This window comes from Bradyrhizobium sp. SZCCHNRI3052 (genome assembly GCF_032484895.1).
Lineage (GTDB): Bacteria > Pseudomonadota > Alphaproteobacteria > Rhizobiales > Xanthobacteraceae > Bradyrhizobium.
In genome coordinates this window covers 181,712-195,074 of sequence record NZ_JAUETW010000004.1, presented here as the reverse complement: position 1 = coordinate 195,074, position 13,363 = coordinate 181,712, and the positions used below count along the sequence as shown (strand labels likewise).

Below are 13,363 nucleotides of genomic sequence, written 5' to 3'. Positions count from 1 at the left end.
CCTGCGCGACGGTGTTACGGCTTATACGTCCTCTCCTCGGTGTGCCGGCTTGTAGCCACCGTCGCCCGCGCGCGGCGTCAGCAGCGGCGCGAGCTTGGCATCAGCGTCGGGATGCCGGGACCTTACGATTTCGCCGTCCTGCCCGAACCGTTCGTCCGCGCACCCGAAAGCACGCTGCAATCCTGACAGGCCATCGCATCCCGCGCTCAACGTCCGTGACGACCGCGATACGCCCCTCGCAACGAGGCGGGATGCGCATGAGAGAACATGAATTCTGTAAAAGCGAAAGAAGAATCTTGTGCGCGTCGGACGCGACGAGCGGGATCGGGTTGAATGTGCGGACGAAAATCGTTTCTCGACGCAGATGATTTGAGTGATCCCAGCGCAGGGTCGGCGCCAACGAGGTGGAGCAAATCGCGCAACGCGCCGACCTGATTCGCCCGTCGGGCAGTCCGCTACGCCGCACTCTCCATCAGAGCCTCTTCCGCTTCCGCAACCGCGGCCGGCGTGCCGACATGCATCCAGACGCCTTCGAGGCGGAGGCCGAACAGGCGGTCCTGCTCGTTCGCCTTGTCGAACATCTTCGTCAGCGAGAACTCGCCCTTCGGCGCGCCGTCGAAGATCGATGGCGAGATGATCGCGGCGCCCGCGTAGACGAACGGCACCACCTGATGCTCCCGCCGCTTGCGCAAGGTACCGTCGGCGAGCATCGCGTAGTCGCCTTGACCCGCGTAGCCGATCGAGGTCGCGGTCGGCGCCATCAGCAGCATGATGTCCATGCGTTCGGGATCGAACGCGTCGGCGAGCCGAGACAGGTTCTGGCGCACGCCCTCGATCCACATCGTGTCGGAGTTGACGTGGAAGAACGGCTCGTGGCCGAGCAGCGGCAGCGCCTTGACGACGCCGCCGCCGGTGCCGAGCACCTGGTCGCGCTCGTCGGAGATGATCACGCGGGGCGTGCTGCGCGCGGCCGTGTGCGCGATGATCTGGTCGGCGAGATAGTGGACATTGACGACGGCTTCGGTGACGCCGGCTTCGGCGAGGCGGTCGAGCACATGGTCGAGCAGCGGGCGACCGGCGACGCGCACCAGCGGTTTGGGCATCGTCTCCGTCAGTGGGCGCATGCGCAATCCGAGACCGGCGGCGAGGACCATGGCTTTGTGCGGCTTGACGGGCATCTTCAGGGCATCTCGATCAACGGTGGCATGTGCGAATCATACCACGCAAAAACATCTATCGTCTCGGCCGGTTGCGATAGCCCGGGCCGATGACGAATATGCGACGGCTGCCCGGCCGTCGTGATGCAAGATGCCGCAGTCGTGGCTCGGTCAGGCTTCGGCCGAGGCGCGCTTGTTGGTCTTCTTCTTGCCTTGCTTCAGGAAGGTGACGCCGATCTGGTCGCCATTGACCCAGGCCAGCTCGCAGCGCCGGTAGGCCAGGCCGGTCGACGACAACAGCAGGAAGAACTCCTTCAGGTGAAGGCCTTCGACCGAGCCTTCGACCGTCAGCTTCGCCCCGGTCTCCGAGACGTCCTCGATGGTGCAGTTGCGCCGCCAGGTGCCGTCGATGCCCATCATGAAAGCCGGGATGCCGCGCTCGAAGACGACGCGTTCGCCCTTCATCCGCTCTGCCATCGCAACCTCCATTCACGCGCGGCGCGCAACCGGCGCCACGGGCGCAAGGTAAAGGGGGATGGCTAAGAACCGGTAAAGCCACGGAGGTGCGCGGTTTTGGCGCGTTCTCTCTCCACGGCGGCGATCGGCTCCCCTCCCCGCAAGGGGGAGGGGGAGCGCACCGGTGGTGCTGCGAGACGCTGCCTTAAGCCACCCCTGCCGGTGGCGGCACGTTGGCCGCGTACCAGTCGCGGACTGGGTCGAGCGCCGCGTGCGCCAGCGACCGGTGGAGATAGTCCCAGATGCGAGGCTGGTGCTTGAGGTAGTGCGGCTTGCCGTCGCGGCGGTTGAGGCGGGCGAAGGTACCCAGCAGGCGGGTGTTGCGCTGGACGGACATGATCGCGTAGTGCGCGCCGAATTCGTCGGCGTCGAAGTCCGTCGACGCCGCTTGGCGTGCGGCGATGTAGCGCTCTCGGAGCGCCCGCTCGAGCTCTGCCGACACGTCGATCCGGGCGTCCTGCGCCAGGGAGACCACGTCGTAGGCCGGCGGTCCCATCACCGCGTCCTGGAAGTCGATCACGCCCACGCGGGCGATGCCTTCGCGCGCGGGCAGCCAGAGCAGGTTGGGCGAGTGGTAGTCGCGGATCACCCAGGTCGGCTTAGATGTCGGCTTAGATGTCGGCTTGGCCGCGAGCGGCGCCTCCAGCAACTCGCGCCATATTTCCAGGAATTCGGCGCGCAGCACCTGCGACAGCTCCACGCCACGGTCGGGCAGGTACCATTCGAGCATCAGGCCGATCTCGATCAGCATGGCTTCGACGTCGAAGGTCGGGACCTCGTAGGTCACCTGCGGCGCCAGCGGCAGCACCGAGGGGACGTCCTGCGCGTGCAGCGCGGCCAACAGATCGGTCGCGGCCTCGTAGCGCTCCACGACCGGTCGTGGCGGGTCGCCCTCGATCACGCCCTCGCGTCCGAGATCCTCGGTGATGAGAAAGCCGTGGCCGAGATCGGCGTCGTTGATCTTCGGCGCCGAGATGCCGCGCCCGCGCAAGGCGGCGGCGATCGCGACGAATGGGCGGACGTCCTCGGCGAGATGCACGGCGCCGCTATAGGGCTTGCCGTTGTAGATCGCCGGGCCGTCGGGCCGCTTCGGCGAGTTCATCAGGATGGAGACGCGCTCGCCCTTGTGGAGCCGCGCATAGGAGCGGGTCGAGGCATCGCCGGCCATGCGCTCGCGGCGCGATTTGGCGTGCCCGGCCTCGGCGAGGAATTCGCGCAAGGCTTTCAGCCGTGCAACCACCGCGGCCGCCTTGCCGCTGCCGGTGATCTCGGCGCTGCGGGCGGTGTCGCCCTGCGATGGATCGTGGCGCAGCGCGATGTCGACGCGATCCAGCGGGAGAGTGCCGCCGGCGCGCTCCGGCCATTCGATCAGCACGACGGTCGCCTCCGGCAGCGGCGACAGGCCGATCTCCTCGAGCTCCGATGCGTCGCTGATGCGATAGAGATCGGCATGCACCAGCGGGAAGCTCGGCAGGTCGTAGCTCTGCGCCAGAGTGAAGGTCGGACTCGGCACCTCCAGCTCGTCGTCGCCGGCGAGATAGCGGATCATCGCCCGCGCCGCCGCCGTCTTGCCGGCGCCGAGATCGCCCGTGAGCGTGATCAGTGCACCCGGGCCGATCAGCAGCGCGAGATCGGCCATCAGGGCGGCGGTGGCGGTCTCGTCCGCCAGCGTGGTGGTGAATGTCAGCTGGTCCGTCATTCCGCGGCGTTGCGTTGCGCGACGTGGTCGGTCGGGAAGTCACAGGTGACCGTGGTGCCCTTGCCGACCACCGAATCCATCCGCACCCTGCCGCCATGCAGCTCGACGAAGGAGCGCACCAGCGACAGTCCGAGGCCGGCGCCGCGATGGCGCGAGCCCTGCGAATGGCTCTCGAACCATTCGAACACCTTGTCCTTCACCTCGGGCGGAATGCCGGGGCCGGAATCGGTGACCGCGAAGATGACGCTGTGGTCGGTGCGGCGGGCGCTGACGACGACGCTCGAATCCGGCGGCGAGAAGCCGACGGCATTGGCGAGCAGATTGTAGAGCACCTGCACGACGCGGCGCTCGTCGCCGACGAAGGAGCCGACGTCGGGGTCCACCGCGATCGTCAATCGGATGCGATCCGTGGCAAGCCGGTCCTGCACGCCCTCGGCGGCGGCCTCGATCGCCTTGGCGGCGTCGACCGGCCCGAGCTCGAGCTTCATGGCGCCGGCATCGATGGTGGCGAGGTCGAGAATGTTGTTGGTCAGCGCCAGCAGCGCGTTGGTGGATTTGGTGACGTAGTCGAGATACTCGGCCTGCTTCGGGGTCAGCGGCCCGGTCGACGGATCGGACAGGAAATGCGCGAAGCCGATGATCGTCGTCAGCGGCGCGCGCAGCTCGTAGGACACGTGGTGGACGAAGTCGATCTTCATCTGGCCGGCGGCTTCGAGCGCCTCGTTGCTCTCGCGCAGGGCTCGCTCGACATTCTCGGTGTCGGTGATGTCCTGGAAGGTCAGCATGGTCGCGCCGTCGGGCAGCGGGCGGCTCATGCAGTCGAGCACGCTGCCGTCCTTGCGCTCGAGCTTCAGCGCAACGTCGAGCCGGTTCTCGATCGACGTGATCGCCTCGCGGATGGTGCGCCAGGCGACCGCATCGTCATAGAGCTGATGGCACCAGGATTCCACGGTGTCGATGTGCGGATGCTCGCGCAACTGATCCGGCGACAGCCGCCACATCTTGGCGAAAGCCGGATTGAACAGCTCGACCCGGCCGTTCGAGCCGAACACCGCGACGCCTTCGGCAAGGCTGTCGAGGGTCTCGCGCTGGACCCGGATCAAGCCGTCGAAGCGGCGGGCAAGCGCGAAGCTCTCGGTGACGTCGTCGAACAGATAGGTGACGCCGCCTTCCGGGTTCGGCGTGGTGACGACCGACAGCGCGCGGCCGTCGGGCAGGAACCAGGTGTCCTTGGCGGCTTCGACGGCGCGATAGGCCTCGTGAAGCTTGGCCTTCCAGGCCCGGAAGTCGGCCTGCTCGGGCAACTTGCGCGCGGCGCGAAGACGGTCGAGCACCGACGAGTCATCCGGCTGGCTGTCCAGGAAGGCGGGATCGAGACGCCACAGCCGGCGATAGGAGTCGTTGTAGAAGGCGAGCCGGCGCTGGCCGTCGAACACGGCTACGCCCGAGGACAACTGATCGAGCGTGCGCCGGTGTGCTTCCCGCATCCGCACCACGGCCGCGTCCAGGGCCGCCGCCTCGCTGGCGTCGATGGCGACGCCAGCGCTGCCGTTTCCCAGCATGAAGGCGCGCACGTCGTACATGCGGCGCTCGCCGCCGGTCACGATCGGCAGCCGGCCCTCGAAACGGCCGTTGGTGGCGAGCGCGCGCTGCAGGTCGATACGGTCGGCCGAGTCGAGCAGCTCGATGTTGCGGCCGATCGCGTCCGGCACGTCGCGGGCATCGGCGGCACGGGCATAGGCGGCGTTGACGTAAGCGAGAGCGCCATTGGCCTGCCGTGCCCAGATCGGCCACGGCAGCGCCGCTGCCAGCGCGCGCAGCGACTCCGTCTCCTCGCCGAGCGCCTTGAAGCGGAGCTGCGTCTCGGCGAGCTCGCGGCGCAGGCCGGACAATTCGCGGATGCGCACGATGGCCTGGCCGCCGATGGCGCGGCCCATCGCCTCGATCGCATGGCCGTGCGAGGTGGTGAGATTGAGCATGAAGCCTTCGCCCGCCTCGCGCAGCGCGTCGACGGCGCGGTCGAGCTGCAGCGCGGGCTCCGGCGGCAGCCAGGTTCCAAAGGCGAGAATGCGCTGCGGCTGATCCTGCGGCACCAGCATCGAGGTGTCGCCGGAGATCTGCGGACGGTGGCCGCCGGCCGGCCAGGCGATCAGGATCTGCGGCTCGGCGAACAGCAGCGCACGGTAGCGATCGGCCTGCAATTGCAGCCCGGCGACGTCGGCGCGCAGCCGCGCTTCCTTCCGGCCGGCCGCCAGACGCGTGCGCACCAGCGCGACCGCGGCGACGACGGAGAAGCCGAGCAGCGCCAGCATCGCCGTGACCTCGGCGACATCAGGACGGCTCAGCTCGAACAGCGTCGTGATCGCATCCGCCGGCACGCCATCGCCTGCGAAGCCCGGTGTCGCCGGCGCAAGCGCAGTCGCAGCGAGACCCATCAGGCCCTTGCGCGCGAGTGACGTGCACGACAGCAGCGTCTGACGCATCACCACGATCACGCCCGACATATTTGCCCCAAACCGCACGAAGTTTCGGGCGGCGCCGATCGCGTCGCCCGCGCCGTCTCACGAATCAATCAACCTTAACCGCTTCGGGACTCCAGCGGTAAGAGTCCAGACCGTGAACGATGGTTGCGCCTGAGGAAAATGCGTCCGCCGATCGACTCTTTCGAGTCGGAACAGTGGCAAGCCCGTAGTTCAACGGCCCGTCGAGCCGAAGCCGCCGCTGCCGCGCGCGGTCGTCGTCAAGGTTGTCGCGAGGCTGAGCTCGGCGCGCGCGACGGCGGCGATCACCATCTGCGCGATGCGCTCGCCGCGGCGGATCGTAAACGGTTCCTTGCCGTGGTTGATCAGCAGCACGCAGATCTCGCCGCGGTAGTCCGCGTCCACTGTGCCCGGTGAGTTCAGCACTGTGACGCCGTGCCGCGCAGCGAGCCCCGAACGCGGCCGCACCTGGGCCTCGTAGCCGTCGGGCAGCGCGATCGACAGTCCCGTCGGCACCATCGCATGGCCGCCCGACGCAAGGACGAGCGGAGCATCGGTCGGAACCGCGGCGAGCAGATCGAGCCCCGCGGCATGTGCGGTCTGATAGGCCGGCAGCGGCAGGCCCTCGCCATGCGGCAGGATCTGCACGTCGATCGCGATCGTCTGTGTCACGCAACGGGTCCCATGGTTCTGGCGATCTCGGCGACGAGCGCAGTCGCGACCTCGTCCTTGGTCATGATCGGCCAGGACGCGACATGGACGCCATCGGCGTCCTTCGTCAAGAGATGTACGGTGTTGCGGTCGCCGCCCATCACACCGGTCGCGGGCGAGACGTCGTTGGCGACGATCCAGTCGCAGCCCTTGCGGGCGAACTTTGCCTTCGCGTTGTCGATCAGGTGCTCGGTCTCGGCGGCGAAGCCGATGACGAGACCAGGCCGCTTCTCCTTCAGCTTCGAGATCGTGGCGAGGATGTCGGGGTTCTCGACCAGCGTCAGCGGCGGGATCGCCTTGTCCGTCTTCTTCAGCTTCTGGCCGCCCTCATTGGCGACGCGCCAGTCGGCCACCGCCGCGGCGAAGATCGCGACGTCGGCGGGCAGCTCGGCCTCGACGGCCTCCAGCATCTGCCGCGCCGATTCGACGTGGGTGACGCTGACGCCCTTGGGGTCGGCAAGCTCCACCGGTCCTGCGATCAGCCGCACGTCGGCGCCGGCGGCCTGCGCGGCGGCGGCGATCGCAAAGCCCTGCTTGCCGGAGGAGCGGTTGGCGATGTAGCGCACCGGGTCGATCGGCTCGTGGGTCGGGCCCGCGGTGATCAGCACGCGGCGGCCGGCGAGCGGGCGCGGCACAGGCGGCTTGAGCATGGCGACGACGGCGTCCGCAATCTCGGTCGGCTCGGCCATGCGGCCGACACCGGCCTCGCCCTTCTCCGCCATCTCGCCGGCGTTCGGCCCGATCATCTGGACGCCGTCGCGCTGCAGGGTCGCGGCGTTGCGGCGCGTCGCCGGATTGCTCCACATCATCGGGTTCATCGCCGGCGCCAGCAGGATCGGCCGGCTCGCCGCGAGCAGGATGGCGCTGGCGAGGTCGTCGGCGGCGCCGTGCGCCATCTTCGACATCAGGTCGGCGGTCGCCGGTGCGACCACGATGAGATCGCAGTCGCGTGCGAGCCGGATGTGGCCGACGTCGAACTCGCTGCGCGCGTCGAACAGATCGGTGAAGACACGATCTCCCGACAGCGCCGACGCGGCGAGCTCGGTCACGAATTGCGTCGCCGCCTTGGTCAGCACGCAGCGGACGTGGATGTGGCGCTCCTTCAGCCGCCGGATCAGGTCGAGCGATTTGTAGGCGGCGATGCCGCCGCCGATGATCAGGGTGACGCGAGCCTCGCGCGCCCGGCCGGGCTGGGGGACGAGCGGGGCGGAGAGGTTGGCTGGAGCTGGCGGCGCCATCGGCGGCTCGGATGGATCGGCAGGCTCGATCAGCGCGCGCAGGATGACCCGGACTTCCTCTTCGACGGAGCGCCCGTTCTGCGCCGAGCGCAGTCGCAGATAAGTCTTGAGAGAGTCGTCCAGCTTGCGGATGGTCAGGCTCGCCATGACCGCCTCCCCAGCATTGTCGTTGTGAAGGCAATGCTAGCAGAAAATGACAGCAGTGCAATCAGAGGAGGGTGGGCAAAGCGGCCGCCGTGGGCGGCAGCGGCGCCAAGCGGGGCGGCAGAATACGAGGAAAGGCGGTGGGCACGGCGGCAGCCCTGCGCCTTCGCCCCCGCTGCGAGTCTACAGCCTAAGCACCGCGAACAGAATGCCGATGAAGGTCAGTGCGATGACCCACAGAGCTATGGCGCGCCAGCGGCTCTTCTTGCCTTCGGTGCGGCCCATGGCGGCGATGGTTTCCGGCGACAGGCGCAAGCCGTCGCGGCTCATGGTCTCCATGTGCTCCAGCACGGCGGCGGCGCGGGCGGCGAGCACGGGCAGGGTCGCGCTGAGCCGGACCAGGTCGCCGACGCCGGACACGGCGCCTTCGATGCGGCCGAGCGGGCCGAGATTACGCTCGATCCATTCGCGCACCACGGGATCGGCGACCTTCCAGATGTCGAGCTTGGGATCGAAGCCGCGCGCGACGCCCTCGACCACCACCATGGTCTTCTGCAGCAGGATCAGCTCCGGCCGGGTGCGCATGTCGAACAGGCCGGTGACCTCGAGCAGCAGGGTCAGCAGCTTGGCCATCGAGATTTCTTCGGCGGTGCGGTTGTGGATCGGCTCGCCGATGGCGCGGATGGCCTGGGCGAAATTCTCCACCGAATGATGCGGCGGCACGTAGCCGGCCTCGAAATGCACTTCGGCGACGCGGCGATAGTCGCGGGTGATGAAGCCGAGCAGGATCTCGGCGAGGAAGCGCCGCTCCTTCATGCCGAGCCGGCCCATGATGCCGAAATCCACCGCGACCAGCCGTCCCTGCTGATCCAGGAACAGGTTGCCCGGGTGCATGTCGGCGTGGAAGAAGCCGTCGCGCAGCGCGTGGCGCAGAAAGCTCTGGATCACCTTGCGGCCGACGTCGGGCAGATCGACATTGGCCTCCGCGAGCCGGGCGTGATCGTTCAGCGCGATGCCGTCGATCCACTCCATCGTCAGCACGGTGTTGGCGGTGCGATCCCAGTCGACCGTGGGTACGCGGAAGTCCGGATCGTCCTTGATGTTCTCCGCCATCTCGGAGAGCGCAGCGGCCTCCAGGCGAAGGTCCATCTCCATCGCGACCGAGCGCGACATCGTGTTGATGACCTCGACCAGCCGCAGCCGCCGCGCCTCCGACGAATGCGCCTCGGCCTTTTCGGCGACGAAGAAGAAGTCGGAGAGGTCGCGGCGGAAGCGCGAGGCGACGTTCGGCCGAAGCACCTTCACCGCGACTGGACGACGAATGCCGTCGCGCTCGACCTCGCCGCGATGCACCTGCGCGATCGAGGCGGCGGCGACCGGAGGACCGAGATGCGTGAACAGCTGGCTGATCGGGCGCTCGAGCGCGGTGGCGATGACCGCCTCGGCCTCGGCCTGCGGGAATGGCGGCAGCCGGTCCTGCAGCGATTCGAGGTCGCGCGCCATGATGACGCCGACGACGTCGGGCCGCGTCGCCAGGAACTGGCCGAGCTTGAGATAGGCCGGGCCCATCCGCTCCAGCGCCCGCGACAATCTTGGCCCGGACTTGGCGCCGGGGCGCTCGACGAGGCGCGCCAGCTTCAGCGCGAGCTGGCCCGGCGGCGGCGCCAGGCTCGGATCGACGGCGCCGAACACGCCCTCGCGCGCGAACACGAAGGCGGCCCGGGCGAGCCGCGTAATGTGGGTGAGTGCGGAGATCACAAGCGCCAGCCGGAATGAAGCGCGACGATGCCGCCGGAGAGGGTCTGCCAGGACACGCGGGAGAAGCCGGCCGCCGAGATCATCTCGGCGAAGGCGCTGGGGCGCGGAAACTGGCGGATCGATTCGACGAGGTAGCGGTAGGACTCGGCATCGCCGGTGACGGCGCGGCCGAGCTGCGGGATCACGTTGAAGGAGAACAGGTCGTAGAGCTTGTCGAGCCCGGGCATCTCGACGGTGGAGAATTCCAGGCACAGGAATCGGCCGCCATGCTTGAGCACGCGGAAGGCCTCGGCGAGCGCGAGCTCGATCTGCGGCACGTTGCGGATGCCGAAGGCGATCGTATAGGCGTCGAAGGAGCGGTCGGGAAAAGCGAGCTTTTCGGCATTGCCCTCGACGAACGAGACCTTGTCGTCGAGATATTGCTTCAGCGCCCGCTGGCGCCCGACCTCGAGCATGTCGCTGTTGATGTCGCACACGGTGGCATGGAAGCCGGCGCCGGCCTTCCGGGCGGCGCGGAAGGAGATGTCGCCGGTGCCGCCGGCCACGTCGAGCAGCGCGAACGGCGCATCGCTCTTCGGCGGGTTCAGCGTGTTGATCATGATGTCCTTCCAGACGCGGTGCAGTCCGCCCGACATCAGGTCGTTCATCAGGTCGTAGCGCTGTGCCACGCTGTGAAACACGTCGTTCACCAGCGTCTGCTTCTCGCCCAGAGGCACGTCCCTGAAGCCGAAATGAGTGGTTTGGTCCGGCTGATCCATCACCCTTACTCCGATACGGCACCATAGCGCTGATGCGGCCAAGGCGCTATCACGTCAGCCGGACAAGGTGAATGGTCGCGGATGCAAAAGGTGAAATGAGCCGGCATGCCTGAGCTGCCCGAAGTCGAGACCGTCCGGCGCGGGCTGCAGCCCGTCATGGAAGGCGCCGTCATCGTCAAGGCCGAGGCCCGGCGCGGCGATCTCAGGTTTCCGTTCCAGCCCGATTTTGCGAAGCGCCTGCAGGGCCAGACCGTCAGGGGACTCGGCCGGCGCGCCAAATATCTGCTGGCCGACCTCGGCTCCGGCGACGTGCTGCTGATGCATCTGGGCATGTCCGGCTCGTTCCGGGTGATCAAGCCGGAGCACGAGGAGACGCCGGGCGAGTTTCACTATCCGCGCGGCAAGGACAGCGTGCACGACCATGTCGTGTTTCACATGTCGTCTGGCGCCGACATCGTGTTCAACGATCCGCGCCGCTTCGGCTTCATGAAGATCATCGGCCGCGGCGAGATCGAGACCGAGCCGCATCTGAAGGATCTCGGGCCCGAGCCGCTCGGCAACGAATTCGATGCCGCCATGCTGGCGCGCGCCTGTGCCGGCAAGAAGACCAGCCTCAAGGCGGCGCTGCTCGACCAGCGCGTCGTCGCCGGGCTCGGCAACATCTATGTCTGCGAGGCGCTGTTCCGCGCCCATCTGTCGCCGCGACGGCTGGCGGCAACGCTGGCAACGAAGAAGGGCGAGCCCACGGATCACGCCAGGCGTCTGGTGGAAGCGATTCACACCGTGCTCAACGAGGCCATCCGCGCCGGCGGATCGTCGCTGCGCGATCACCGCCAGACTTCGGGCGAACTCGGCTATTTCCAGCATTCGTTCCAGGTCTATGACCGCGAGGGCGAGCCGTGCCGGACGGATGGCTGCGAGGGCGTGGTGAAGCGCTTCGTGCAGAACGGGCGGTCGACGTTCTGGTGCCCGAAGTGCCAGAAGTGATGCAGCGGCCGACGAGCCGGCATGGCCGGCTTGCCCCAGTCTGCTTGTGACGGACGGGGGCGGGGGTATACTGCCGCCATGGCTGTCAGCTCGCCCGATCTGAAAGCATTCCTGCTCGCGACGCCGTTCTTCGGCGGCCTGCCCGATGCGAGCCTCGATCTGCTGGTCTCGATGCTGGTCGCGCGTGAGTTCGAGAGCGGCGCCGTGGTCGTCGCCGAAGGCGAGGCGGGTCGTTCGATGTTCGTCGTGCACAGCGGCACGCTGGAGGTGAGCGAGCGCCTGGAGACGGGCGTTGCGATCCATATGTCGCGTCTCGAGCCCGGCGATTTCTTCGGCGAGATGACCCTGCTCGACATGCAGAACAGATCGGCCACCGTCGTCGCGGAAGCGCCGACCGTATTGTACGAGCTGACGGCGCAAAAGCTGTATGCCTTCTACAAGGCTGACATCCACGCCTATGTGATCGTGTTGCAGAACATCAATCGCGAGCTATGCCGCCGCCTGCGTCGCGCCGATGCGCGGATCAAGCAGCTGGAGATGCGCGAGGCTGGAGAGCGCTAGGCCCGGTTGGATTCGGTGGACTCGATCCCGCGGTCGGTGATGTTTCCCTCGCCCCGCTTGCGGGGCGAGGGAGCGCACCGCATTTGCGGTAGCTCGTATCCGATGACGACCACAGCCCGCCTTTACAGCCCCGCCTTCCAGTTGATGCCATTGTCGGCCCAGGTCGGGTAGGCCCGCGTCACCGGCAGCTTCGCTTCCTCGGCGGGCGGCGTCAGCATGATCGGGAATTCGACCTCGGCGTGCTCGCTCGCGTCCTTCAGCTCGCCAGCGTCGTGCATGACGTGGTCGCCGGCGAGCTTGCCCGCTGTCCAGCGCCACAGGCTGCGAATCTCCTGCGCCGACTTGCCGGCCGCATCGAACTCGCTGACGCCGAGACCGGCGGCGAGCGCGTCCTGGTGGTCGTTGCGCATCATGATGAAGGGCTGCGCCAGCACCTCTGCGATGTCGCGCGGTGCGTCGGCGTCGAGCGCAGTCGTCGCATCGGTGACGCGATGGCCGCCGCGGATCGGGGCCTGGTTGAGCACGAAGGCAAACGGCTTGCGCCAGGCGCGCACGACGCTCAAGGTCGGTGCCGTCGCTTCGATGTCGGCGACGCTCGGACGCGCCGGAATGAGGCACAGATCGCAGTGGCGGATCGCGGCCGTCGTGGATGCCGTGATGCCGGCCCCGGTGTCGATCACGCAGAGGGTGACGCCGTCGCGGGCCAGCGCTTCGAGGCGAGGCTCGATCGTCTTGGCATCGTAGACGGCTTCGACGATCGGCTCGCCCGCGGCGCGGCGCGCCTGCCATTTGGTCAGCGTGCCCTGACGGTCGGTCTCGATCACGCGCACCTTGTGGCCGGCCTGCTGCGCGGCCACGGCCAGACCAATCGCCAGCGTGCTCTTGCCGCTGCCGCCCTTCTGCGTGGCCAAAACGATCGTGTACATCGGGAGACAGTCCTTCGGATGTTGACGGAACTTATGAGAACGCCAAAGCTGAGCGCATCGCGATCGCGGTGCAGAGCTATTCTCGCTCAGGACAGTCCCGGCCCGATCCAACTCATGAAGAGCGATCGCGGTGGTCCGAATCAGCACGCCGACAAAACTGTTCGAACTATTTCACGCTCGGCCTGTGCCTGCACAGACCGGTTGACTACGGCGGGAGCCGTTCCGAGTTGATAGCAAGGTGCTAGGAAGTTGAGTGGCAGCGAGCCGCGGGCGAGCGATCGGCGTCGCCGAGCATCATCCCATGCAGTCGCGATGCTGCACGTCCGACCCCCGCCGGCCGCCGTTGGGCCCTTAATTTTTTCTAAAACGACATGCTTAACATTGCGTAAACGCCGCCGCGCCGCGGGGCGCGGCGGCATGATCGCGAT

11 protein-coding genes are annotated in these 13,363 nt (G+C 67.6%); 2 read left to right on the top strand and 9 right to left on the bottom strand.

All coding sequences use genetic code 11. The features are described 5' to 3' along the window. Positions 1 to 455 precede the first annotated feature (455 nt). The 8 genes from QW887_RS14490 to ubiE all read right to left on the bottom strand — a co-directional run bounded on the left by QW887_RS14490 (position 456) and on the right by ubiE (position 10,461). The gene (locus QW887_RS14490) at positions 456 to 1,178 is read right to left on the bottom strand and encodes a nucleotidyltransferase family protein (protein WP_315751761.1); all 723 of its coding nucleotides are present in this window, start codon (positions 1,176 to 1,178) and stop codon (positions 456 to 458) included. 150 nt (positions 1,179 to 1,328) lie between these two features. Then, positions 1,329 to 1,634, bottom strand: a complete 306-nt coding sequence (locus tag QW887_RS14485; protein ID WP_315751762.1) for a PilZ domain-containing protein — start codon at positions 1,632 to 1,634, stop codon at positions 1,329 to 1,331. Positions 1,635 to 1,818: 184 nt separating this feature from the next. Next, positions 1,819 to 3,372 carry a tRNA (adenosine(37)-N6)-threonylcarbamoyltransferase complex ATPase subunit type 1 TsaE gene (gene tsaE, locus QW887_RS14480; RefSeq protein WP_316194650.1) on the bottom strand — a complete coding sequence of 518 codons (1,554 nt, stop codon included), beginning with the start codon at positions 3,370 to 3,372 and terminating at the stop codon, positions 1,819 to 1,821. Next, a complete protein-coding gene (locus QW887_RS14475) occupies positions 3,369 to 5,876 on the bottom strand; it encodes a sensor histidine kinase (RefSeq protein ID WP_316194649.1) in 2,508 nt (835 codons plus the stop codon). The genes tsaE and QW887_RS14475 overlap by 4 nt, the downstream gene beginning before the upstream one ends. Before the next feature lie 189 nt (positions 5,877 to 6,065). Continuing rightward, entirely contained in the window at positions 6,066 to 6,524 is a 459-nt protein-coding gene (dut, locus tag QW887_RS14470) for a dUTP diphosphatase (protein ID WP_316194648.1), read from the bottom strand. Continuing rightward, a complete protein-coding gene (gene coaBC / locus QW887_RS14465; RefSeq protein ID WP_316194647.1) occupies positions 6,521 to 7,948 on the bottom strand; it encodes a bifunctional phosphopantothenoylcysteine decarboxylase/phosphopantothenate--cysteine ligase CoaBC in 1,428 nt (475 codons plus the stop codon). The genes dut and coaBC overlap by 4 nt, the downstream gene beginning before the upstream one ends. Before the next feature lie 180 nt (positions 7,949 to 8,128). After that, positions 8,129 to 9,703 (bottom strand): 2-polyprenylphenol 6-hydroxylase, encoded by a 1,575-nt coding sequence (ubiB, locus tag QW887_RS14460; RefSeq protein WP_316170032.1) that lies wholly within the window; start codon positions 9,701 to 9,703, stop codon positions 8,129 to 8,131. Continuing rightward, on the bottom strand, positions 9,700 to 10,461 hold the full coding sequence (ubiE, locus tag QW887_RS14455; RefSeq protein ID WP_315716905.1) for a bifunctional demethylmenaquinone methyltransferase/2-methoxy-6-polyprenyl-1,4-benzoquinol methylase UbiE: 762 nt from the start codon (positions 10,459 to 10,461) through the stop codon (positions 9,700 to 9,702). Before ubiE ends, ubiB begins: the two co-directional genes overlap by 4 nt. Positions 10,462 to 10,566: 105 nt before the next feature. Here ubiE and mutM point away from each other — a divergent pair, with 105 nt between their 5' ends. Both mutM and QW887_RS14445 read left to right on the top strand, forming a co-directional pair. Continuing rightward, positions 10,567 to 11,448, top strand: a complete 882-nt coding sequence (gene mutM, locus QW887_RS14450; protein WP_316170033.1) for a bifunctional DNA-formamidopyrimidine glycosylase/DNA-(apurinic or apyrimidinic site) lyase — start codon at positions 10,567 to 10,569, stop codon at positions 11,446 to 11,448. Between the two features lie 78 nt (positions 11,449 to 11,526). After that, positions 11,527 to 12,009 (top strand): cyclic nucleotide-binding domain-containing protein, encoded by a 483-nt coding sequence (locus QW887_RS14445; RefSeq protein ID WP_315716907.1) that lies wholly within the window; start codon positions 11,527 to 11,529, stop codon positions 12,007 to 12,009. A gap of 122 nt (positions 12,010 to 12,131) precedes the next feature. Here the strand turns inward: QW887_RS14445 and QW887_RS14440 are convergent, their stop codons facing one another. Beyond that, positions 12,132 to 12,935: a ParA family protein gene (locus tag QW887_RS14440; protein ID WP_316173521.1), complete on the bottom strand. Its 804-nt coding sequence runs from the start codon at positions 12,933 to 12,935 to the stop codon at positions 12,132 to 12,134. Positions 12,936 to 13,363: the final 428 nt, after the last annotated feature.